The organism is Pseudomonas sp. JS3066 (assembly GCF_036328175.1).
In the GTDB taxonomy this organism is placed as follows: Bacteria; Pseudomonadota; Gammaproteobacteria; order Pseudomonadales; family Pseudomonadaceae; genus Metapseudomonas.
The window spans coordinates 2,252,856-2,274,196 of record NZ_CP143312.1; the positions used below are offsets into that span (position 1 = coordinate 2,252,856).

Consider the following 21,341-nt stretch of genomic DNA (forward strand, 5'->3'; position numbering starts at 1 on the left):
GTTCTTTAGGCTGGAATGTTCAGGCGGCGCGGATAAGGCTCAGTGGGAAGCGTTCGCCGGCCAGGTAGTCGTCGATGCAGCGCAAGACCAGATGGCTGCGCCAGCGATCCTTCTCGGCCAGGAGCTGTTCGCGGGTCAACCAGCGCGGGCCGATGATGCCGTCGTCCAGTGATTGGTCCGGGTGGTGGCGCAGTGGCCTGGCGGCGAAGCAGACGCGCTGGTAGGTCACGCCGTTGCTGGGTGCGGTGTAGAGATAGATGCCGGTTACGGCAGTCAGCTCGACCTCCCAGCCGGTTTCCTCGAAGGTCTCTCGCATGGCCGCTTCCAGGAGGGTCTCGTCGGCCTCCAGATGGCCGGCGGGTTGATTGAACACGGCGCGCCCTTCGGCCAGTTCCTCTACCAGCAGGAAGCGGCCCTGGTCTTCGACCACGGTTGCGACGGTGATATGGGGTTGCCAGGTCATCGGAATGGCTCCGGATAAAAGGGCGACATGATAGGGCGTCGGGCGTGAAAAAAAGAAACCCCGGGCTTGGCCCGGGGTCTCCTTCGTCCTGCGGTGGCGATTAGGCCAGCAGACCGTCGATCGCAGCGTTGAAGGTGCTGCTGGGGCGCATGACCTGGCTGGTCAGCTCTGGGTTCGAGCGGTAGTAGCCGCCGATTTCCACGGCCTTGCCCTGGGCGCCATTCAGTTCGGCGACGATGGTCGCTTCCTGCTCGGTCAGGGCTTTCGCCAGCGGTGCGAAGTGGGCTTTCAGCTCGGCATCTTCCTCCTGGGCGGCCAGGGCTTGGGCCCAGTACATTGCCAGGTAGAAGTGGCTGCCGCGGTTGTCGATCTCGCCAACCTTGCGCGACGGCGACTTGTTGTTGTCCAGCAGCTTGCCTGTGGCTTCGTCCAGTGCCTTGCCGAGGAGCTTGGCCTTGGCGTTGCCGGTCTTGATCCCGGTTTCTTCCAGGGAGACGGCCAGGGCCAGGAACTCGCCCAGGGAATCCCAGCGCAGGTAGTTCTCTTCCACCAGCTGCTGCACGTGCTTCGGAGCCGAACCGCCGGCACCGGTCTCGTACATGCCGCCGCCCGCCATCAGCGGAACGATGGACAGCATCTTGGCCGAGGTGCCCAGTTCCATGATCGGGAACAGGTCGGTCAGGTAGTCACGCAGCACGTTGCCTGTCACCGAGATGGTGTCCTGGCCGCGCAATTGGCGCTCCATGCTGGTACGGATGGCTTCGTTGTAGCCCTTGATGCTGATGTCCAGGCCGGTCAGGTCGTGGTCCTGCAGATACAGTTCGACCTTCTTGCGCAGTTCACGGTCGTGGGCGCGCTCCGGGTCCAGCCAGAAGATGGCCGGGGTGCTGGACTGGCGGGCGCGGGTCACGGCGAGCTTGACCCAGTCACGGATCGGGGCGTCCTTGGTCTGGCAGGCGCGCCAGATGTCGCCAGCTTCCACTTCGTGCTGCATCAGCACGGTACCTTCGGCGGTCACGACGCGCATGGTGCCGTCGGCGGTCATCTCGAAGGTCTTGTCGTGGGAGCCGTACTCTTCAGCTTTCTGGGCCATCAGGCCGACGTTGGGCACGGTGCCCATGGTGGTCGGGTCGAAGGCGCCATTGGTTTTGCAGAAGTTGATCATTTCCTGGTAGATGCGAGCGTAAGTGCTCTCCGGCATCACCGCCTTGGTGTCCTTCTGCTTGCCATCCTTGCCCCACATCTGGCCGGAGTTGCGGATCATCGCAGGCATGGAGGCGTCGACGATCACGTCGCTCGGGATGTGCAGGTTGGTGATGCCCTTCACGGAGTCGACCATCGCCATTTCCGGGCGGTGGCTGTACACCTCGTGGATGTCGTGGAGGATCTCTTCCTGCTGGGAAGCCGGCAGCGCCTTGATCTTGTCGTAGACACTGCTGATGCCGTTGTTCGGGTTGACGCCCAGTTCCTTGAACAGCTCGCCGTACTTGTCGAACACGTCCTTGTAGTAAACGCTGACTGCGTGGCCGAACACGATCGGGTGGGAGACCTTCATCATGGTCGCCTTGACGTGCAGGGACCACATTACGCCGCTTTCCTTGCAGTCCTGCAGGGTCTGCTCGAAGAAGGTGCGCAGTTTCTTGCAGCTCATGAACATGCTGTCGAGGACTTCGCCGTCCTGCAGGGAGAGCTGCTTCTTGACTTCGACCTTGCCGTCTTTGCCGACGAATTCGATGCGTACGTCACCGGCCTTGGCCATGGTGATGGACTGCTCGCTGGAGAAGAAGTCGCCGCCACGCATGTAGTCGGCGTGGGAGCGGGAGGCCATGCTCCATTTGCCCATGGAGTGCGGGTGCTTCCGGGCGTATGCCTTGACGGCGGCGGGAGCGCGGCGGTCGGAGTTGCCTTCGCGCAGGACCGGGTTCACGGCGCTGCCCAGGACTTTGGCATAGCGGGCGCGTGTGTCTTTTTCGTCGTCGGTCTGCGGATCTTCCGGGAAGTCCGGGATGGTGTAGCCCAGCGCCTGCAGTTCGGCGATCGCGCCTTTGAGCTGCGGCACCGAGGCGCTGATGTTCGGAAGTTTTACGATGTTGGCGTCCGGCGAAGTGGCCAGGACTGCCAGGTAGGCCAGATCGTCTTCGATGCGCTTGTCGGCTGAAAGCTTGTCAGCGAAGGAGGCCAGGATTCGTCCCGCGAGAGAGATGTCGCGGGTTTCGACGTCGATGCCGGCCGAGGCGGCGAAGGCTTTGACGATCGGGAGGAGCGAGTAGGTGGCGAGCGCAGGGGCTTCGTCGGTGAAGGTGTATGTAATCTTCGGACGGTTGGACATTAACGTTTAACTCTCTTCTTTTCTGGGCGCGCACAGAGTCTCGAAGCGCATTGGTAGGCACATTCGCTCAATGTCGAAGTTGAGCTGTGTCGAGATTTGCCGCGGGGGTAATGAAGCGCCAGTAGAGCGTTGTACGGCTTTGCCATGGTGGTGGTTGGGCCGCTGCGAGGACAGTGAGTCTGGTCCCAGACTGCTCGCCCTCGATGACTGTCAAGTCACGGCGCGCAGTATACCACTCCTTTAGGCGGGCTGACGCGAGGGGCTGTTTTCGACTAAGGAAGATATGGTCGATGACCGCCCAACTGGAGTAGGCTCACGAGCTGCAAGAGCGTTCTCAACCACAAACGGAGCTCAGCATGGGATACCAAAAGATCCAGGTGCCGGCAGTCGGTGACAAAATCACCGTCAATGCAGATATGTCCCTGAATGTACCGAACAACCCGATCATTCCTTTCATCGAGGGTGACGGCATTGGCGTTGATATCAGTCCTGTCATGATCAAGGTGGTGGATGCTGCGGTCGCCAAGGCCTACAGCGGCGCCCGCAAGATCTCGTGGATGGAGGTCTATGCCGGTGAGAAGGCCACTCAGGTATACGACCAGGACACCTGGCTGCCGAAAGAGACCCTGGAAGCCGTTCGCGACTACGTCGTCTCCATCAAGGGGCCGCTGACCACGCCTGTCGGTGGTGGCATCCGCTCGCTCAACGTGGCTCTGCGCCAGGAGCTTGATCTCTACGTTTGCCAGCGCCCGGTTCGCTGGTTCGAGGGCGTTCCCAGTCCGGTGAAGAAGCCCGGCGACGTTGACATGGTGATCTTCCGTGAGAACTCCGAAGACATCTACGCAGGTGTCGAATGGAAGGCCGGTAGTCCCGAAGCCGAGAAGGTCATCAAGTTCCTCACCGAGGAAATGGGCGTCAAGAAAATCCGTTTCACAGAGAACTGCGGCATCGGCATCAAGCCGGTTTCCCAGGACGGCACCAAGCGACTGGTACGCAAGGCTCTGCAATACGCCGTGGACAATGATCGCAGCTCCGTGACCATCGTTCACAAGGGCAACATCATGAAGTTCACCGAAGGTGCCTTCAAGGAATGGGGCTACGAAGTCGCGCGTGACGAGTTCGGTGCCGAGTTGCTGGATGGCGGCCCGTGGATGCAGTTCAAGAATCCTCGCACCGGCAAGAACGTGGTGGTCAAGGATGTGATCGCTGATGCCATGCTTCAGCAGATCCTCCTGCGTCCGGCCGAGTACGACGTCATCGCCACCCTGAACCTGAACGGTGACTACCTCTCGGACGCGCTGGCCGCAGAGGTGGGCGGTATCGGTATCGCCCCTGGCGCCAACCTGTCCGACACCGTCGCCATGTTCGAGGCCACTCACGGCACTGCGCCGAAGTACGCTGGTCAGGACAAGGTCAATCCGGGCTCGGTCATCCTTTCTGCGGAGATGATGCTGCGCCACATGGGCTGGACCGAAGCGGCTGACCTGATCATCGAAGGCACCAATGGGGCCATCGCGGCGAAGACCGTTACCTACGACTTCGAGCGCCTGATGGATGGCGCCAAGTTGCTGTCCTGCTCCGAGTTCGGTGACGCCATCATCGCCCACATGTGAGCCTGAAGGCGGAAACAAAAAGGCCGGTCAACTGACCGGCCTTTTTTTGCCCAAATATTTCGAGGGCTTAAACTTCTACCGTGCTGCCCTGGGGGTGGCTGATTGCGGCAGGCGCTTCGGTGGTGGCCGTGACCGGACGAATGTTCACGGCATGCAGGCCTTTCGGGCCCTGGATGATATCGAAGCTTACCGGCTGTCCAGCCTTTAGCGTCTTGTAGCCGTCCATCTGGATGGCCGAATAGTGGGCGAACAGGTCCTCATCTCGGCCTTCGGCAAGGATAAATCCATAGCCTTTGGCGTTGTTGAACCACTTGACCTTACCGCTAAGCATGCTGATATCCCTCTGCAAAGGACTCCATCACTGGAGTATCATCCACTTCGACTCCACGCCCTTAGGGCCGCCTTGGCCACGCACGTGGAACCCCTGATACCCGAAGACGGGTATCCACTGGTTGTAACACCGTTTTGCCGTTAGTCAAGGCGTTCCCGGCATCGCCTGAGAAACGGATCAAAGTCTTTCCAGCGGCCGTTTTTCACTCACCTATGACCTTTAATTCCAGCATGCATGCAAGCAGCCAGATTCGACTAACATTCAATCAGGACAGTCCGCAGCATCATGAGGACGACTCCACGGGCTTGGCAGTGCAGGAAGCCAAGCCAGCCCTGCAGGCGCCACCTATGTATAAGGTGGTCATGTTTAACGATGACTACACCCCAATGGATTTCGTGGTCGAGGTGCTCGAAACGTTCTTCGGTATGAACCGGGAACTCGCCACCAAGATCATGCTGACCGTGCATACGGAAGGTCGGGCGGTTTGCGGCGTGTTTACGCGTGACATAGCCGAAACCAAGGCCATGCAGGTCAATCAATATGCGAGAGAGAGCCAGCATCCGCTGCTCTGTGAGATCGAGAAGGACGGTTAATGCCGCCCCTTGGGTATGAGGTGAAGCCATGTTGAACCGCGAGCTCGAAGTCACCCTCAATCTTGCCTTCAAGGAGGCCCGCGCCAAGCGTCACGAATTCATGACGGTCGAGCACCTGTTGCTCGCCCTGCTGGACAACGAAGCTGCTGCAACAGTACTGCGTGCATGCGGCGCGAATATGGACAAGCTGCGGCACGACCTGCAGGAGTTCATTGACTCCACCACCCCGCTGATTCCTCAGCACGACGAAGATCGTGAAACCCAGCCAACGCTCGGCTTCCAGCGCGTTCTGCAGCGCGCGGTGTTCCACGTGCAAAGTTCCGGCAAGCGCGAAGTGACCGGTGCTAACGTGCTGGTTGCGATCTTCAGTGAGCAGGAGAGCCAGGCTGTATTCCTGCTGAAACAGCAGAGTGTGGCTCGTATCGATGTCGTCAATTACATCGCCCACGGTATTTCTAAAGTGCCAGGGCACGGGGAGCAGCACGATCACGACCAGGAAATGCAGGACGAGGAGGGTGGTGAGGCCGCCGCCTCGGGTCATCCCCTCGATGCCTATGCCAGCAACCTGAACGAACTGGCGCGGATGGGGCGTATCGATCCGTTGGTGGGGCGTGAGAATGAAGTCGAGCGCGTCGCACAGATTCTGGCGCGTCGTCGCAAGAACAACCCGCTGCTGGTCGGTGAGGCTGGTGTCGGCAAGACCGCCATCGCCGAGGGGCTGGCGAAGCGTATCGTCGACAATCAGGTGCCTGATCTGCTGGCTGACAGCGTGGTCTACTCCCTGGATCTAGGTGCACTGCTGGCGGGAACCAAGTATCGCGGCGACTTCGAGAAGCGCTTCAAGGCGCTGCTCAACGAACTGCGCAAGCGCCCCCATGCCATTCTTTTCATCGATGAGATCCACACCATCATTGGGGCTGGAGCTGCCTCGGGTGGTGTGATGGATGCATCCAACTTGCTCAAGCCCCTGCTTTCGTCGGGTGAGATCCGCTGCATCGGCTCCACTACCTTCCAGGAGTTCCGTGGCATCTTCGAGAAGGATCGGGCTCTCGCTCGGCGCTTCCAGAAAGTCGATGTGACTGAGCCTTCCGTCGAAGACACCGTAGGCATCCTCAGGGGGCTCAAGGCGCGTTTCGAGCAGCATCACCATATCGAGTACAGCGACGAGGCGTTGCGTGCTGCTGCTGAGCTGGCGGCGCGTTACATCAATGATCGGCATATGCCCGACAAGGCGATCGATGTGATCGATGAGGCGGGTGCATACCAGCGGCTACAGCCGGAGGAGAAGCGTGCCAAGCGCATTGAAGTGGCGCAGGTCGAAGACATCGTTGCCAAGATCGCACGGATTCCTCCAAAACACGTCACCAGTTCCGACAAGGAACTGCTGCGTAATCTGGAGCGCGACCTGAAGCTGACCGTGTTTGGTCAGGACGCCGCCATCGACTCCCTGTCCACTGCGATCAAGCTGTCCCGTGCCGGCCTCAAATCTCCGGACAAGCCTGTGGGCTCCTTCCTCTTTGCTGGTCCCACTGGGGTCGGCAAGACTGAAGTTGCCCGGCAGCTGGCAAAGGCGATGGGTATCGAGTTGCTTCGCTTCGACATGTCCGAGTACATGGAGCGGCACACTGTTTCGCGTCTGATTGGTGCGCCTCCGGGCTATGTTGGTTTCGACCAGGGCGGCTTGCTGACCGAGGCCATCACCAAGATGCCGCACTGCGTACTGCTGCTGGACGAAATCGAGAAGGCCCATCCGGAAGTCTTCAATCTGCTGCTGCAGGTGATGGATCACGGCACCCTGACTGACAATAACGGACGCAAGGCGGATTTCCGCAACGTGATCCTGATCATGACCACCAACGCCGGCGCCGAAACTGCTGCACGCGCCTCCATTGGCTTCACCCTGCAGGATCACTCCTCGGACGCCATGGAGGTCATTCGCAAGAGCTTCACGCCGGAGTTCCGCAACCGTCTGGACACTATCATCCAGTTTGGTCGCCTGAGCCACGAAGTCATCAAGAATGTCGTGGACAAGTTCCTCACCGAACTTCAGGCGCAACTGGAAGACAAGCGCGTGCAGTTGGTGGTCAGCGACGAGGCGCGTGGCTGGCTGGCCGAGCGTGGCTACGATGCCCAGATGGGCGCGCGTCCCATGGCGCGTTTGATCCAGGACAAGATCAAGCGGCCTCTGGCCGAAGAGATCCTCTTTGGTGAACTGGCCGAGCACGGCGGTTTGGTGCATGTCGACGTCAAGGACGAAGAGCTCAGCTTCGAGTTCGAGACAACTGCAGAGATGGCCTGACGGTCATCCACAAAAAAGCCCGGCAATTGCCGGGCTTTTTCATGACTTTCTGATCAGCGGGCGCGGTAGGTGATGCGGCCTTTGCTCAGATCGTACGGCGTCAGCTCGACGCGAACCTTATCGCCGGTGAGGATGCGGATGTAATTCTTGCGCATCTTGCCGGAAATGTGCGCGGTGACGACGTGCCCATTTTCCAACTCCACACGGAACATGGTGTTGGGCAGGGTGTCGATGACAGTGCCTTCCATTTCGAAGCTGTCTTCTTTCGACATGCAGTAAAGCCCTCGGTATTCAGAGATGGGCCCGACCACAAAGTGCGGCGGGCAAAAACGGCGTGCATTGTGCCCGAAAATAGCACTGCTCGCCAAGGGCTTCAGCTGAGCGTCACCCAGCGCTGATTGACGAAGAGTTCGATCGGGCGGTACTGGGTCTTGTAGTTCATCTTCCTGCAGTTCTTGATCCAGTAGCCGAGATACACGGCCTGTAGGCCAAGGCGAGCGCTTTCGCCTATCTGCCAGAGAATGGCGTAGCGGCCAAGGCTGCGTCTCTCCTCATCGGGATCGTAGAAGGTGTAGACCGCGGAAAGTCCGTTTGGCAGCACGTCCGTCACCGCCACGGCCTTGAGCTCGTCCTTGAGGCGGAATTCGTAGAAGCGTGAAAAGGGCAGGTCGCGGACCAGGAAGGTGGAAAATTGGTCCCGGCTGGGTGGATACATGTCGCCATCGGAGTGGCGCTGCTCGATGTACCGGACGTAAAGCGCGTAGTACTCCTCGGTGAAGGATGGGCGCACTGCGGTTACGGTCAGGTCGCCGTTACGCTTGAGGATGCGCTTCTGTTGGCGGCTGGGGATGAACTGGTCGGCGGGGATGCGTGCGGGTACGCAGGCATTGCAGCGCTGGCAATGCGGGCGATAGAGGTGGTCGCCGCTGCGGCGGAAGCCCATTTCCGATAGCTCGGCATAGACGTCCACGTCCATGGGCTGGCTGGGGTCGAGGAACAGGGTGGTGGCCTGCTCCTCGGGCAGGTAGCTGCATGGATGCGGCTGAGTGGCGTAAAACTTGAGACGAGCCAGCTCGGTCATGATCAACCCCCGGGAAATCCCTTCAGCAAGTGTATGTCAGGCTGCGGGGCTCGCCTAGGCGATCCAGTCTGCGGCGTTCGGTTGGTCGAGGTAGAGCTGCAGGTAGCGGGTAAACTTCTCGCGGCTGATCGTGCGGGCGCCAAAGCTCTGCAGGTGTTGGGTGGGCATCTGGCAGTCGATCAGCACAAAGCCCCATTGATTCAGATGCTGCACCAGTGTGGCGAAACCGACTTTTGACGCGTTGTCTGTCCGACTGAACATGGACTCGCCAAAAAACAGCTTGCCGATCGCTAGGCCATAGAGGCCGCCGACAAGTTCATCGTCTTTCCAGACCTCCACCGAGTGCGCGACGTTGCGGCGGTGCAGTTCTGTGTAGGCCGCCTGCATTGCCGGGGTGATCCAGGTGCCGTCGGTGTAATTCCGTGGGCCGGCACAGCCTTCTATGACGGATTGAAACGCCTGGTCGAACGTCACGCGAAAGCGTCCCTGGCGTAGCAGCTTCGATAGGCTGCGGGAAATGTGGATTTCCTGCGGCTGCAGCACTGTGCGTGGGTCGGGAGACCACCAGAGGATGGGCTGGCCATCCTGGTACCAGGGGAAGCATCCATGGCGGTAGGCCTGGATCAGGCGCTCTGGCGAGAGATCGCCGCCGGCTGCCAGCAGGCCATTTGGTTCGCGCATCGCTCGGCCGAGCGGCGGGAACTCGAGGGAGTCGCGTTGTAGCCAGGTAAGCATGGGGGAGGGGAGGGCGGGCCGGAGCCCGCCTTTCCTGTCAGTTGTCGTCGAGGAACTTTTCGGCGTCCAGCGCGGCCATGCAGCCCGAGCCGGCGGAAGTGATGGCCTGGCGGTAGACGTGGTCAGCCACGTCGCCGGCAGCGAACACCCCAGGGATGCTGGTGGCGGTGGCATTGCCTTCGAGGCCGCCCTGGACGATCAGGTAGCCGTCGCGCATTTCCAGCTGGCCCTTGAATAGGTCGGTGTTCGGCTTGTGACCAATGGCGATGAAGACACCTGCCAGGGAAAGCTCCTTGGTGGTGCCGTCGGCGGTGTTTTTCAGGCGCACACCGGTTACGCCGGTATTGTCACCCAGGACTTCGTCCAGAGTGTGGTTCCAGTGCAGGCGTACGTTGCCGTTTGCAGCCTTCTCGAACAGCTTGTCCTGAAGAATCTTTTCCGAGCGCAGCTTGTCGCGGCGGTGGATCAGGTGGACTTCCTTGGCGATGTTGGCCAGGTATAGGGCTTCCTCGACCGCGGTATTGCCGCCGCCAATAACGCAAACCACCTGGTTGCGATAGAAAAAGCCGTCGCAGGTCGCGCAGGCGGAGACGCCCTTGCCGGCGAAGGCTTCCTCAGAGGGCAAGCCGAGGTACTGGGCGGAGGCGCCAGTCGCCAGGATCAAGGCGTCGCAGCTGTAGGTGCCGCTGTCGCCCTTGAGGATGAAGGGGCGCTTCTGCAACTCGGCGGTGTGAATGTGGTCGTAGACAATCTCGGTATCGAAGCGCTCGGCATGCTTCTGCATGCGCTCCATCAGTGCCGGGCCGGTGAGGCCTTCGACGTCGCCTGGCCAGTTGTCCACTTCAGTTGTGGTGGTCAGTTGGCCGCCGGGCTGGATGCCCGTGATCACAACAGGCTTGAGGTTGGCGCGAGCGGCATAGACGGCCGCGGTGTAGCCCGCCGGGCCGGAGCCCAGTACGATCAATCGGGAATGCTTGACTTCGCTCATAAAAAGGCTCCATAAGTCTTTGTCACGAAAGAGAATGCATGCTCCAATTGAGCATTGCGCAAATTGTTGGCGGCTATGCTACACCGAAGCGCGAGACGTCGCCAAAACGCTGGGGCGACAATCAGTTCCCACATGGCGTCGCGCAGGCAAATCCGTACAATGGGCCGCGTTCCGAATGGGTTGGAGCTCGTAATGGCACTGTGCCTTGCAGTTTTTCACCCTCGACCGACTCTTGAACGCGCCATGGGCGCAGGAAAAGACGCGTTTTGAAGAATTCCACGACCAGAGCCCAGATTCCTGTCTGGCGCCAGCAATTGCATTATCGCCTCAAGGAAGGTGCGTTGATCGCGCTGGGGGCGGTCTGCCTCTATCTGTGGATGGCATTGCTCACCTACGACTCCTCTGATCCGGGCTGGACCCACACCAGCAACGTCGAGCAAGTGCAGAATGCGGCCGGCCGCCTGGGTGCCTGGTTCGCCGACATCCTGTTCATGGCCTTGGGCTACTTTGCCTATGTCTTCCCGCTGCTGCTGGCGATCAAGACCCTGCAAGTCTTCCGCCATCGCCACGAACCCATCGATTGGAGCGGCTGGCTGTTTTCATGGCGCCTGATCGGCCTGGTCTTCCTCGTGCTTTCTGGTGCAGCACTGGCCGATATCCATTTCCAGGACCATGCCGGGCTTCCAGCGTCTGCCGGCGGTGCCTTGGGCGAGAGCCTCAGCCATCTGGCAGTCAATGCACTCAACGTGCAGGGCAGCACCTTGCTGTTCTTTGCACTCTTCCTCTTCGGTCTGACGGTGTTTACCGACCTTTCCTGGTTCAAGGTCATGGATCTGACCGGCAAGATCACCCTCGATCTCTTCGAACTCATTCAGAACGCCGTGAATCGCTGGTGGAGTGCGCGCCTCGAGCGCAAGCAACTTGTAGCCAAGCTGCGTGAAGTGGATGTGCGCGTGAACGAAGTCGCTGCACCGGTAGTGCCGGACCGTCGCGAACAGGCCAAGGTCAAGGAGCGTCTGATCGAGCGCGAAGAGGCCTTGACCAAGCACATGACTGAACGCGAGAAGCGCCCGGCGCCGGTCATTACTCCGCCGCCGCCGCCCAAACCCGCGGAACCGAGTAAGCGCGTGCAGAAGGAAAAACAGGCGCCGTTGTTTGTCGATACCGCTGTCGAAGGCACCTTGCCGCCTATTTCCATCCTCGATGTTGCCGAGAAGAAGCAGAAGAGCTTCTCTCCGGAATCCCTGGAGGCCATGTCGCGCCTTTTGGAGATCAAGCTGAAGGAATTCGGCGTTGAAGTGATCGTGGAATCCGTGCACCCCGGCCCGGTGATCACTCGCTTCGAGATTCAACCTGCCGCAGGTGTGAAAGTCAGCCGGATTTCCAACCTGGCGAAGGACCTGGCCCGCTCCCTGGCAGTAATCAGCGTTCGCGTGGTGGAAGTGATTCCCGGCAAGACGACCGTCGGTATCGAGATTCCCAACGAAGACCGCCAGATCGTGCGTTTCTCCGAAGTGCTTTCCTCGTCCGAGTACGACGAGGCCAAGTCGCCCGTCACCCTTGCCCTGGGGCACGACATTGGCGGTAAGCCGATCATTACCGATCTCGCCAAGATGCCCCACCTGCTGGTCGCCGGTACCACCGGTTCCGGTAAGTCGGTCGGTGTGAACGCCATGATCCTGTCGATCCTGTTCAAGTCCACGCCCGAGCAGGCGCGGATGATCATGATCGACCCGAAGATGCTGGAACTCTCCATCTACGAAGGTATTCCTCATCTGCTGTGTCCGGTGGTCACTGACATGAAGGAGGCGGCCAACGCCCTGCGCTGGAGCGTTGCCGAGATGGAGCGGCGCTACAAGCTGATGGCGGCCATGGGTGTACGGAACCTCGCCGGTTTCAACCGTAAGGTTAAAGATGCCGAGGAAGCTGGTACCCCGCTGACTGATCCGCTCTATCGTCGCGAAAGCATGGAAGACGAAGCGCCTCTGCTGAAGACGCTGCCGACCATCGTGGTGGTCGTCGACGAATTCGCAGACATGATGATGATCGTCGGCAAGAAAGTGGAAGAACTGATTGCCCGTATCGCCCAGAAGGCCCGTGCGGCTGGTATCCATCTGATACTCGCGACTCAGCGTCCTTCGGTTGACGTGATTACAGGCCTGATCAAGGCCAACATCCCGACCCGCATGGCCTTCCAGGTGTCCAGCAAGATCGACTCCCGCACCATCCTCGATCAGGGCGGAGCGGAGCAACTGCTTGGCCATGGCGACATGCTTTACCTACCGCCAGGGACTGGCTTGCCGATCCGCGTCCACGGCGCGTTCGTTTCTGACGACGAAGTGCATCGTGTGGTGGAAGCCTGGAAGTTGCGCGGCGCACCGGACTACATCGAAGACATCCTTGCAGGCGCGGAAGAGGGCGCTGGCAGCTTCTCCGGTGGCGAGGGAGGTGAAGGCGGTAGCGAGGGCAGCGAAGACGACCCGCTCTATGACGAGGCGGTACGCTTTGTGACCGAAAGCCGCCGCGCTTCGATCTCCGCAGTACAGCGCAAGCTGAAGATTGGCTACAACCGCGCCGCGCGCATGATCGAGGCGATGGAAATGGCTGGGGTTGTGAGCCCCATGAACGGCAACGGTTCGCGCGAAGTTATCGCGCCGTCACCGGTGCGAGACTAATCCGAAACGGATTTTTGACGAGGAATTCCATGCGACTGATCCGCATGCTCATGGTTGCTGTACTCGGCCTGTCTGCTCTGACTGCCCAGGCTGACGACAAGGCGGCCATCAGCCGCCTGACAGAAATGCTGAACAAGGCGCAGACCATTACTGGTCGATTTTCCCAGCTGACCCTCGATGGTTCCGGCACTCAATTGCAAGAAACCTCTGGTGAGCTCTCGCTAAAGCGTCCGGGCCTGTTCCGCTGGCATACCGATGCCCCAATGGAGCAACTGCTGGTCTCCAACGGCGAGAAAGTCTGGCTCTACGACCCGGATCTGCAACAGGTGACCATCCAGACCCTGGATCAACGCCTGACCCACACTCCGGCCCTGCTGTTGTCGGGTGACGTATCGAAGATCAGCGAGAACTTCGAGATCACCCACAAGGAAGGCGGCGACGTGGTGGACTTCATTCTCAAGCCCAAGGCCAAGGACACCCTGTTCGACACCCTGCGCCTGTCGTTCCGTAACGGTGTGATCAACGACATGCAACTGATCGACAGCGTCGGCCAGCGCACCAACATCCTCTTCCTCGGGGTCAAGATGAACCAGGCGATCGATACCGCGCAGTTCAACTTCAATATCCCGGAAGGCGCCGACGTCATCCAGGAATAAGCTGCAACGCCCATGGACCTTTTCCGCTCCGAACCCATCGCCCAACCGCTGGCTGCGCGCTTGCGTGCCGCCAACCTGGACGAATATGTCGGCCAGGAGCACCTGTTGGCACCCGGCAAACCCCTGCGTGAGGCTCTGGAGCAAGGTGCGCTGCACTCGATGATCTTCTGGGGCCCACCGGGGGTCGGCAAGACGACCCTTGCCAAACTGCTGGCCCAAGTTACCGATGCTCACTTCGAAACCATCTCCGCTGTGCTTTCAGGGGTGAAGGAGATTCGCCAGTCGGTAGAAATGGCCAAGCAGCAGGCCGCGCAATATGGCCGCCGCACCATTCTCTTCGTGGATGAGGTGCATCGCTTCAACAAGTCCCAACAGGACGCCTTCCTGCCTTATGTGGAAGACGGCACCCTGATTTTCATCGGTGCAACCACCGAGAACCCTTCTTTTGAACTCAACAATGCATTGCTTTCGCGTGCGCGCGTTTATGTGCTGAAGAGTCTCGATGAAGCCGCCCTGCGCAAGCTGGTAGCGCGTGCGCTGAGCGAAGAGAAGGGGCTTGGCAAGCGCAAACTGAGCTTGCCGGACCAGAGTTTCGCCATTCTGATGTCTGCGGCCGATGGCGATGGTCGCCGACTGCTCAACCTGTTGGAGAACGCTGCCGATCTTGCCGAGGACGGTGGCGAGATCGGCGTCGAACTGTTGCAGAATCTCCTGGGGGATAGTCGTCGGCGCTTCGACAAGGGCGGCGAGGCGTTCTACGACCAGATTTCGGCCTTGCACAAGTCGGTGCGTGGGTCCGACCCGGATGCGGCGCTGTACTGGTATGCGCGAATGCTTGATGGCGGTTGCGATCCGCTTTATCTCGCTCGTCGTGTCGTGCGAATGGCCAGCGAGGACATCGGCAATGCCGACCCGCGCGCGTTGAGTCTTTGCCTGTCAGCCTGGGATGTGCAGGAAAGGCTGGGAAGCCCTGAAGGTGAACTGGCCGTAGCACAGGCAGTTACGTATCTGGCCTGTGCACCGAAGAGCAATGCGGTCTACATGGCCTTCAAGGCCGCCATGCGTGATGCCGCCGAGAACGGTTCTCTGGAGGTGCCGCTCCACCTGCGTAACGCGCCGACCAAACTGATGAAGCAGTTGGGCTATGGCGAGGAGTACCGTTACGCCCATGACGAGCCGGATGCTTATGCGGCTGGGGAGGACTACTTCCCCGAACAACTCGAGCCACGCTCATACTATCAACCAGTACCGCGTGGCCTTGAGCTGAAGATCCGTGACAAGCTGCAACACCTGAAGAGCCTCGACCGCAACAGCCCCTGGAAGCGGAGAAAGTCATGATCGGACTGATCCTGGCGGTATCCGCTGGCGGTGTGGCGGGTACCTTGCTGCGATTCGCCACAGGCAATCTGATTACTGCCTACTGGCCACGCTACTTCTACGCCGGTACCCTTGCGGTCAACATCGTTGGTTGCCTGCTAATTGGCTATCTGTATGGCCTGTTCCTCCTGCGGCCCGAAATTCCGGTGGAAATCCGCGCCGGCCTCATGGTGGGATTCCTGGGTGGCCTGACGACTTTTTCATCCTTTTCACTCGACACGCTGCGCCTGCTTGAAAGCGGCCAGCTGCCACTGGCCCTAGGCTATGGGCTGCTGAGCGTGTTGGGCGGCCTGCTCGCCACTTGGGCCGGCCTGATACTGACGAAAATCTGAGAGACGAGAACCTGACATGCTCGACGCCAAACTGGTCCGCACCCAGCCCCGGGAAATCGCGGAACGCCTTGCCACCCGCGGTTTTGAACTTGACGTAGCGCGCCTGGAAGCGCTGGAGAACCAGCGCAAGTCCGTGCAGACCCGCACTGAGCAGCTGCAGGCCGAGCGTAACGCCCGTTCCAAATCCATTGGACAGGCCAAGCAGCGCGGCGAAGACATCACGCCCCTACTAGCCGAAGTCGATCGGATGGGCAATGAGCTCGAAGAGGGTAAGCGCGAGCTGGAAAGCATCCAGGTCGAGCTCGACAACCTGCTGCTGAACATTCCGAACCTGCCCCACGAGTCCGTACCGGTAGGCGAGGATGAAGAAGGTAACGTTGAAGTGCGTCGCTGGGGCACCCCGCGTAGCTTCGACTTCGGCGTCAAGGACCACGTTGCCCTTGGCGAGCAGCACGGCTGGCTGGATTTCGAAACCGCCGCCAAGCTCTCCGGCGCCCGTTTCGCCCTGCTGCGTGGTCCCATTGCCCGCCTGCACCGTGCCCTGGCGCAGTTCATGATCAATCTGCATGTAACTGACCACGGCTACGAAGAAGCTTACACGCCGTATCTGGTCCAGGCCCCGGCCTTGCAGGGCACCGGCCAGTTGCCCAAGTTCGAGGAGGACCTGTTCAAGATCTCCCGCGAGAACGAGGCTGACTTCTACCTGATTCCGACCGCAGAAGTTTCCCTGACCAATATCGTTGCGGGTGAGATCGTCGACGCCAAGCAACTGCCGATCAAGTTCGTTGCTCATACTCCGTGCTTCCGCAGCGAGGCCGGTGCCTCGGGTCGCGATACGCGCGGCATGATCCGCCAGCACCAGTTCGACAAGGTCGAGATGGTGCAGATCGTCGAGCCATCCAAGTCCTTCGAGGCCCTGGAAGGCATGACCGCCAACGCCGAGCGTGTACTGCAGCTGCTCGAGCTGCCTTACCGCGTTCTGGCCCTGTGCACCGGCGACATGGGCTTCAGCGCCACCAAGACTTACGACCTCGAAGTATGGGTGCCTAGCCAGGACAAGTACCGCGAGATTTCATCCTGCTCCAACTGCGGTGATTTCCAGGCTCGCCGCATGCAGGCACGCTACCGCAATTCGGAAACTGGCAAACCCGAGCTGGTGCATACCCTGAATGGCTCTGGCCTTGCCGTGGGGCGCACGCTTGTTGCCGTTCTCGAGAATTATCAGCAGGCCGACGGTAGCATCCGCGTACCCGAAGTTCTGAAGCCTTACATGGGCGGCATCGAATTCATCGGCTGATTGCCATCCCCTGTATCAGCGGGGGAAATGCAAGGCCTCACCGCCCGCGTCGTAGCCTGGCTGCATGCGGGCGGTGACCGTTCAAGCGCTACCTCCAACCGTTACTGCTAAAAGGCACTGCTATGGATTTCCTCCCGCTGTTCCACAATCTTCAAGGGCGCAATGTGCTCGTGGTCGGTGGGGGTGAGGTGGCCCTGCGCAAGGCGCGTCTGCTCGCCGATGCGGGCGCCCGGTTGCGAGTAGTTGCGCCGGAAGTCGATGCACAGTTGTTGGAGATGGTGGTCCAGAGCGCCGGCGAGTCGTATCTGCGCGGCTATCAGGAAGCTGACTTGCACGCTTGTGTCCTGGTTGTGGCTGCCAGCGATGACAAGGCGTTGAACGCTGAAGTATCGGTCCAGGCCCAGGCACGTGGAATCCCGGTCAACGTGGTGGACGCTCCCAAACTTTGCAGTGTGATCTTTCCCGCTATAGTCGATCGCTCTCCGCTGATCGTTGCCGTATCAAGTGCTGGCGACGCTCCCGTCCTGGCGCGATTGATTCGGGCGAAGATCGAGACCTGGATCCCTTCTGCCTATGGCCAACTGGCTGGCCTGGCGAAGAAGTTCCGTGACCAGGTGAAAGCCCTTCTCCCTGATGTGCAGCAGCGGCGTGTGTTCTGGGAAGAGGTCTTTCAGGGGCCAGTGGCCGAGCGCATGCTGGCCGGGCAAGGCGCCGAAGCCGAGCGTCTGCTGGCCGAGCGAGTGGCTGGCGGTGCACCCAAGGCCTTGGGTGAGGTTTATCTGGTAGGTGCCGGGCCGGGCGATCCGGACTTGCTGACCTTCCGTGCCTTGCGCCTGATGCAGCAGGCTGACGTTGTACTTTACGACCGCCTGGTTGCCGCGCCGATCATCGAACTCTGCCGTCGTGATGCAGAGCGCATCTACGTCGGCAAGCGTCGTGCCGACCATGCGCTGCCTCAGGACGAAATCAATCGTCTGTTGATCGAGCAGGCCAAGCTGGGCAAGCGGGTATTGCGCCTGAAAGGTGGTGACCCCTTCATCTTTGGTCGCGGAGGCGAGGAGATCGAAGAACTGGCGGCCGAAGGGATTCCGTTCCAGGTCGTTCCAGGCATAACCGCTGCGTCCGGCTGCGCCGCCTATGCAGGCATCCCGCTCACCCACCGCGACTATGCACAATCGGTGCGTTTCGTTACCGGTCACCTGAAAGACGGAAGCTGCGATCTGCCATGGGCAGATCTGGTCTCTCCGGGCCAGACTCTGGTGTTCTACATGGGGCTGGTGGGTCTTCCGCTGATTTGCGAGCAACTCATTGCGCATGGTCGCGCTGGCGACACTCCGGCAGCTTTGGTGCAGCAAGGCACCACCAGCCGCCAGCGTGTTTTCACTGGAACCCTGGCCAGCCTGCCGCAGCTAGTGGCTGAGCATGAGGTCCACGCGCCCACCCTGGTCATCGTGGGTGAAGTAGTGACCCTGCGCGATAAACTGGCCTGGTTCGAAGGGGCTCAGGCCGGAGTCTGAGCCTTGTGCGCCACAGGGAGCGCTTTCAGGTGCCCCCGTCCGTGTGGGCGCGTGAAGTCCTGTGTCGGGCCCAACGGCACTACACCCGTGGGATTGATGGTGCGATGGCTGGCGTAATAGTGGTGCTTGATATGCGTGAAGTTCACCGTATCGGCAACGGCCGGCCACTGGTACAGCTCGCGCAGCCATCCTGAGAGGTTGGGGTAATCTTCAAGGCGTCGCAGGTTGCACTTGAAGTGTCCGTGGTAAACGGCGTCGAAGCGGACCAGAGTGGTGAAGAGTCGCCAGTCCGCTTCGGTGATCCGCTCTCCTGCCAGATAACGTCGCGATTCCAGAAGTGCATCCAACTGGTCCAGCTCATCGAACAGTGCGTGGAAGGCTTCTTCATAGGCGGCTTGTGTCGTGGCGAAGCCTGCGCGATACACACCGTTGTTGATCGCCGGGTAGATGCGCTCGTTGAGTGCGTCGATCTCGTTGCGCAGCGCTTGCGGATAGAAATCCAGAGTATTGCCGGTGAGATGGTCGAAGGCGCTGTTGAACATCCGGATGATCTCGGAGGATTCGTTGCTGACGATGCGCCCGGTCTTTTTGTCCCAGAGTAGCGGCACTGTGACCCGGCCGCTGTAGTCGGAGCTGTCCTGTGTGTAGCGCTGATGCAGGTAGTCGAATCCGTCCAGCTTGTCACCGGTTGAGCCGTAACGCGGGTCGAACGTCCAGCCCTGCTCTAGCATCAGCCAACTGACCACTGATACGTCGATCAGCGATTCCAGGCCCTTGAGCTTGCGGAAGATCAGAGTGCGATGCGCCCAGGGGCAGGCCAGGGATACATAGAGGTGATAGCGACCGGATTCGGCAGGGAACCCGCCTAGGCCTGACGGACCTGGCGATCCATCAGCAGTGATCCAGTTACGCCTGCGTGCGCTTTCGCGCTGAAATCGTCCGTCCTTGGCGGTGTCGTACCACTTGTCATGCCATTTTCCATCGATCAACAGGCCCATGACTGGTCTCCGAATTTGGGTTCGGATTCCAGTCTATCGAGAAGCGATCGATGGAAAAGCGCAAAATGATGGGATTTGATATCGACTAAATTGATATCTTGCGCTCGGCCCAGATTCTATCTGCTTCTTCGAAGGCCTCTTCGCGTTTCATGCCCATACCGCGCAGGGCGAGGGCCATGGTGGAGCGTATTGCCAGAAGGCCGTAGTCATCACCGCTCTTGCCGTGCCAGACCGCGACCAGATGGCCGGGATCCAGGCTTTCTGGCTTCACGTGCCGTAAGGGAGATAGCGCCGGCCACTCCTCATCCCAGGACTGGCCATCGTGCGTGCCATAGAGGTGGCAAGCGGTATCGGGGTTGACCTCGATCTCGCCGCCTTCTCCCTTGATCACAATGGCGTGATCGCTGAGTAGACGGCTCGCTTCGCGGTGCTCCGCCTGGTAGCCAGGATGGAAGATACTCTGCAGGCCGCAGCGGGCATTGAGCGGGTTGAGGATGCGTGCCAGGGAGTGGATGGGAGACCGCAGGCCAAGGGTGTTGCGCAGATCGATCATTCGCTGCAACTGCGGCGCCCATGCCCCCAGGGGAATGAAAGCCAGATGGCGTTCATCGAGGGCTCCGGCGACCTGATCCCAATCCCGGCAAAGCGGAATGTCCAGAAGATCCAGCAATTGCTCGCTATACATGCGGCCGGCGGTATGAGCACCACCGCCGTGCAGGACGATGCGTATGCCGCTATCGGCCAGCGCCTTGGCCGCCAGCAGGTACCAGGGTAGATGACGTTTCTTGCCGGCGTAGCTAGGCCAGTCCAGGTCCACCTCGATCCGTGGTGCCTGATTGCGTTGGCGGAAGGCTTCGGTGAAGCCGGCCAGTTCTTCGGCATTCTCTTCCTTGTGCCGCAGGAGCATGAGGAAGGCACCGAGCTGCGTGTCTTCCACGTTGCCGTCGAGGAGCATACCCATGGCTTCGCAGGCTTCCTCGCGAGTCATGTTGCGGGCGCCGCGCTTGCCTTTTCCGAGGATGCGCACGAACTGGGCAAATGGGTGTTCCGTTGGGGTGACAAGATTCATAGGCAGTTGGTCGGCTTTGGAAGTCCCGCCAGCTTGGCGGCAAGCTTGGCAGGAGCGCCTTTGAACAGGCGATTCAGGTGCAGGCTGTTACCCTTTTCCGGCCCCAGTTTCTGAGCTACGTACTTGACCAGCGGGCGGTTCGCTGGTGACAGCTGGAACTCGGCATAGAAACCGCGAAGCAAATCGAGAATCTCCCAGTGTTCCGGTTGCAGGGCCAGCTCCTCTAGATCGGCCAGCGCATTGGCAACGGCCGGGCTCCAGTCGCTCAGCTCCTGAAGGTAGCCGTCTTTGTCTAGCGGGATGCTGCGCCCGTCTATCACTAATTCGCTCATAGCCAGCTGTTCACCTTGTCATAGCGGCAGCAGAGCTCGACGAATGCCGGATAGTCCACGGTGTTCAGGCGCGCCGGAAGGGCGGCGAGGGCGCGGGCTTGCAGGTCTTCCGCAAGAGCGTGCAGGGCAATCGAGTCAGGCATCAGATCCAGCGCCTGGCGGGTCAGGCTGCCAGGTTGCAGTGCGTAGACGGCGTCGCCACTTAGTAGCAGGCCATCATTGGGACCCAGCAGGTGCAGGCAGCTTCCGAGGCGGCTATCGGAAAAGGGAGAGTGGGAGAGAACGTGCAGGGTGGCCATCAGAGTGTGAGCACCTGGTCATAACGGTCGATAAGGGAAGTCAGGGCGCTATCGTCTAGGATTTCCACTGCCAGGTTCAGGTCGGTGCCGTCCAGGCCGCGCTCCTGCAGGCTGCGTGCGGAGACGAAGAGCGACTCGACACCGAACAGCGGCAGGGCCTGGAGGTTGGCAGTAAGGTCCTTCTGTTGGAGTGTCGTCGGCTGCTGATTAGGAGCAAGCTGGAACACCCCATCATCGAGGAACAGCAGGCCAAGTGGCAGGTCGAACGCGCCGCCGGCGAGAGCTATATCCAGGGCTTCGCGCGCTCCGGGACCACTCCACGGGGCTTGGCGGCTGATGATGAGCATGGATTTCATC

21 protein-coding genes are annotated in these 21,341 nt (G+C 60.2%); 9 read left to right on the plus strand and 12 right to left on the minus strand.

Features of this window, described 5'->3' with window-relative positions:
* Positions 1-19: 19 nt before the first annotated feature.
* Together SA496_RS10465 and SA496_RS10470 are read right to left on the minus strand one after the other, a co-directional pair.
* Complete coding sequence (locus SA496_RS10465) at positions 20-463, minus strand: NUDIX hydrolase (RefSeq protein WP_120651286.1); 444 nt, start codon at positions 461-463, stop codon at positions 20-22.
* A gap of 100 nt (positions 464-563) precedes the next feature.
* On the minus strand, positions 564-2,792 hold the full coding sequence (locus SA496_RS10470) for an NADP-dependent isocitrate dehydrogenase (RefSeq protein WP_120651285.1): 2,229 nt from the start codon (positions 2,790-2,792) through the stop codon (positions 564-566).
* Between the two features lie 356 nt (positions 2,793-3,148).
* Here SA496_RS10470 and icd point away from each other — a divergent pair, with 356 nt between their 5' ends.
* The gene (icd, locus tag SA496_RS10475) at positions 3,149-4,405 is read left to right on the plus strand and encodes an NADP-dependent isocitrate dehydrogenase (protein WP_120651284.1); all 1,257 of its coding nucleotides are present in this window, start codon (positions 3,149-3,151) and stop codon (positions 4,403-4,405) included.
* Positions 4,406-4,472: 67 nt separating this feature from the next.
* Here icd and cspD read toward each other — a convergent pair whose 3' ends face one another.
* On the minus strand, positions 4,473-4,736 hold the full coding sequence (cspD, locus tag SA496_RS10480) for a cold shock domain-containing protein CspD (RefSeq protein ID WP_120651283.1): 264 nt from the start codon (positions 4,734-4,736) through the stop codon (positions 4,473-4,475).
* 230 nt (positions 4,737-4,966) lie between these two features.
* Between cspD and clpS the strand changes: the two genes are divergently transcribed.
* The gene (gene clpS, locus SA496_RS10485; RefSeq protein WP_120655211.1) at positions 4,967-5,329 is read left to right on the plus strand and encodes an ATP-dependent Clp protease adapter ClpS; all 363 of its coding nucleotides are present in this window, start codon (positions 4,967-4,969) and stop codon (positions 5,327-5,329) included.
* 28 nt (positions 5,330-5,357) lie between these two features.
* Positions 5,358-7,628 (plus strand): ATP-dependent Clp protease ATP-binding subunit ClpA, encoded by a 2,271-nt coding sequence (gene clpA / locus SA496_RS10490; RefSeq protein WP_120651282.1) that lies wholly within the window; start codon positions 5,358-5,360, stop codon positions 7,626-7,628.
* Positions 7,629-7,681: 53 nt separating this feature from the next.
* On the opposite strand, the gene infA is transcribed toward clpA, so the two are convergent.
* From infA to trxB, 4 genes are all read right to left on the minus strand, one after another.
* A complete protein-coding gene (gene infA / locus SA496_RS10495) occupies positions 7,682-7,900 on the minus strand; it encodes a translation initiation factor IF-1 (protein WP_016492441.1) in 219 nt (72 codons plus the stop codon).
* Positions 7,901-8,001: 101 nt separating this feature from the next.
* Entirely contained in the window at positions 8,002-8,709 is a 708-nt protein-coding gene (locus tag SA496_RS10500; protein WP_153922510.1) for an arginyltransferase, read from the minus strand.
* A gap of 54 nt (positions 8,710-8,763) precedes the next feature.
* Positions 8,764-9,444, minus strand: a complete 681-nt coding sequence (gene aat, locus SA496_RS10505; RefSeq protein ID WP_120651281.1) for a leucyl/phenylalanyl-tRNA--protein transferase — start codon at positions 9,442-9,444, stop codon at positions 8,764-8,766.
* Positions 9,445-9,481: 37 nt separating this feature from the next.
* Complete coding sequence (trxB, locus tag SA496_RS10510) at positions 9,482-10,432, minus strand: thioredoxin-disulfide reductase (RefSeq protein ID WP_120651280.1); 951 nt, start codon at positions 10,430-10,432, stop codon at positions 9,482-9,484.
* Positions 10,433-10,698: 266 nt separating this feature from the next.
* On the opposite strand from trxB, the gene ftsK reads away from it, so the two are divergent.
* The 6 genes from ftsK (at position 10,699) to cysG (ending at position 18,286) form a co-directional block, all read left to right on the plus strand.
* Positions 10,699-13,107: a DNA translocase FtsK gene (gene ftsK / locus SA496_RS10515; protein ID WP_120651279.1), complete on the plus strand. Its 2,409-nt coding sequence runs from the start codon at positions 10,699-10,701 to the stop codon at positions 13,105-13,107.
* Positions 13,108-13,136: 29 nt separating this feature from the next.
* Positions 13,137-13,763 (plus strand): outer membrane lipoprotein chaperone LolA, encoded by a 627-nt coding sequence (gene lolA, locus SA496_RS10520; protein WP_120651278.1) that lies wholly within the window; start codon positions 13,137-13,139, stop codon positions 13,761-13,763.
* 12 nt (positions 13,764-13,775) lie between these two features.
* Positions 13,776-15,101, plus strand: a complete 1,326-nt coding sequence (locus tag SA496_RS10525) for a replication-associated recombination protein A (RefSeq protein ID WP_120651277.1) — start codon at positions 13,776-13,778, stop codon at positions 15,099-15,101.
* Complete coding sequence (gene crcB, locus SA496_RS10530; protein WP_120651276.1) at positions 15,098-15,472, plus strand: fluoride efflux transporter CrcB; 375 nt, start codon at positions 15,098-15,100, stop codon at positions 15,470-15,472. The genes SA496_RS10525 and crcB overlap by 4 nt, the downstream gene beginning before the upstream one ends.
* A gap of 16 nt (positions 15,473-15,488) precedes the next feature.
* Positions 15,489-16,769, plus strand: a complete 1,281-nt coding sequence (serS, locus tag SA496_RS10535; protein WP_330115383.1) for a serine--tRNA ligase — start codon at positions 15,489-15,491, stop codon at positions 16,767-16,769.
* A gap of 122 nt (positions 16,770-16,891) precedes the next feature.
* Positions 16,892-18,286 (plus strand): siroheme synthase CysG, encoded by a 1,395-nt coding sequence (gene cysG / locus SA496_RS10540; RefSeq protein ID WP_330115384.1) that lies wholly within the window; start codon positions 16,892-16,894, stop codon positions 18,284-18,286.
* On the opposite strand, the gene SA496_RS10545 is transcribed toward cysG, so the two are convergent.
* The 5 genes from SA496_RS10545 to tusC all read right to left on the minus strand — a co-directional run bounded on the left by SA496_RS10545 (position 18,271) and on the right by tusC (position 21,340).
* The gene (locus tag SA496_RS10545) at positions 18,271-19,284 is read right to left on the minus strand and encodes a glutathione S-transferase family protein (protein WP_330115385.1); all 1,014 of its coding nucleotides are present in this window, start codon (positions 19,282-19,284) and stop codon (positions 18,271-18,273) included. The genes cysG and SA496_RS10545 overlap by 16 nt on opposite strands.
* Before the next feature lie 85 nt (positions 19,285-19,369).
* On the minus strand, positions 19,370-20,353 hold the full coding sequence (locus tag SA496_RS10550) for a glycosyl transferase family protein (RefSeq protein ID WP_153922504.1): 984 nt from the start codon (positions 20,351-20,353) through the stop codon (positions 19,370-19,372).
* On the minus strand, positions 20,350-20,685 hold the full coding sequence (locus SA496_RS10555) for a TusE/DsrC/DsvC family sulfur relay protein (RefSeq protein ID WP_120651271.1): 336 nt from the start codon (positions 20,683-20,685) through the stop codon (positions 20,350-20,352). The genes SA496_RS10550 and SA496_RS10555 overlap by 4 nt, the downstream gene beginning before the upstream one ends.
* Positions 20,682-20,984 (minus strand): sulfurtransferase complex subunit TusB, encoded by a 303-nt coding sequence (gene tusB / locus SA496_RS10560; protein ID WP_120651270.1) that lies wholly within the window; start codon positions 20,982-20,984, stop codon positions 20,682-20,684. Before tusB ends, SA496_RS10555 begins: the two co-directional genes overlap by 4 nt.
* On the minus strand, positions 20,984-21,340 hold the full coding sequence (gene tusC / locus SA496_RS10565; protein ID WP_120651269.1) for a sulfurtransferase complex subunit TusC: 357 nt from the start codon (positions 21,338-21,340) through the stop codon (positions 20,984-20,986). Before tusC ends, tusB begins: the two co-directional genes overlap by 1 nt.
* Position 21,341 lies beyond the last annotated feature (1 nt).

What these genes read in the sequence shown, in the direction of transcription:
- SA496_RS10470 (WP_120651285.1), bottom strand. Translation starts at nt 2,792, where the DNA reads ATGTCCAACCGTCCGAAGATTACATACACCTTCACCGACGAAGCCCCT.
- cspD (WP_120651283.1), bottom strand. Translation starts at nt 4,736, where the DNA reads ATGCTTAGCGGTAAGGTCAAGTGGTTCAACAACGCCAAAGGCTATGGA.
- tusB (WP_120651270.1), bottom strand. Translation starts at nt 20,984, where the DNA reads ATGGCCACCCTGCACGTTCTCTCCCACTCTCCCTTTTCCGATAGCCGC.
- cysG (WP_330115384.1), top strand. Translation starts at nt 16,892, where the DNA reads ATGGATTTCCTCCCGCTGTTCCACAATCTTCAAGGGCGCAATGTGCTC.
- icd (WP_120651284.1), top strand. Translation starts at nt 3,149, where the DNA reads ATGGGATACCAAAAGATCCAGGTGCCGGCAGTCGGTGACAAAATCACC.
- trxB (WP_120651280.1), bottom strand. Translation starts at nt 10,432, where the DNA reads ATGAGCGAAGTCAAGCATTCCCGATTGATCGTACTGGGCTCCGGCCCG.
- SA496_RS10525 (WP_120651277.1), top strand. Translation starts at nt 13,776, where the DNA reads ATGGACCTTTTCCGCTCCGAACCCATCGCCCAACCGCTGGCTGCGCGC.
- crcB (WP_120651276.1), top strand. Translation starts at nt 15,098, where the DNA reads ATGATCGGACTGATCCTGGCGGTATCCGCTGGCGGTGTGGCGGGTACC.
- SA496_RS10545 (WP_330115385.1), bottom strand. Translation starts at nt 19,284, where the DNA reads ATGGGCCTGTTGATCGATGGAAAATGGCATGACAAGTGGTACGACACC.
- serS (WP_330115383.1), top strand. Translation starts at nt 15,489, where the DNA reads ATGCTCGACGCCAAACTGGTCCGCACCCAGCCCCGGGAAATCGCGGAA.
- SA496_RS10500 (WP_153922510.1), bottom strand. Translation starts at nt 8,709, where the DNA reads ATGACCGAGCTGGCTCGTCTCAAGTTTTACGCCACTCAGCCGCATCCA.
- SA496_RS10550 (WP_153922504.1), bottom strand. Translation starts at nt 20,353, where the DNA reads ATGAATCTTGTCACCCCAACGGAACACCCATTTGCCCAGTTCGTGCGC.
- clpS (WP_120655211.1), top strand. Translation starts at nt 4,967, where the DNA reads ATGCATGCAAGCAGCCAGATTCGACTAACATTCAATCAGGACAGTCCG.
- SA496_RS10555 (WP_120651271.1), bottom strand. Translation starts at nt 20,685, where the DNA reads ATGAGCGAATTAGTGATAGACGGGCGCAGCATCCCGCTAGACAAAGAC.
- lolA (WP_120651278.1), top strand. Translation starts at nt 13,137, where the DNA reads ATGCGACTGATCCGCATGCTCATGGTTGCTGTACTCGGCCTGTCTGCT.
- clpA (WP_120651282.1), top strand. Translation starts at nt 5,358, where the DNA reads ATGTTGAACCGCGAGCTCGAAGTCACCCTCAATCTTGCCTTCAAGGAG.
- infA (WP_016492441.1), bottom strand. Translation starts at nt 7,900, where the DNA reads ATGTCGAAAGAAGACAGCTTCGAAATGGAAGGCACTGTCATCGACACC.
- SA496_RS10465 (WP_120651286.1), bottom strand. Translation starts at nt 463, where the DNA reads ATGACCTGGCAACCCCATATCACCGTCGCAACCGTGGTCGAAGACCAG.
- tusC (WP_120651269.1), bottom strand. Translation starts at nt 21,340, where the DNA reads ATGAAATCCATGCTCATCATCAGCCGCCAAGCCCCGTGGAGTGGTCCC.
- aat (WP_120651281.1), bottom strand. Translation starts at nt 9,444, where the DNA reads ATGCTTACCTGGCTACAACGCGACTCCCTCGAGTTCCCGCCGCTCGGC.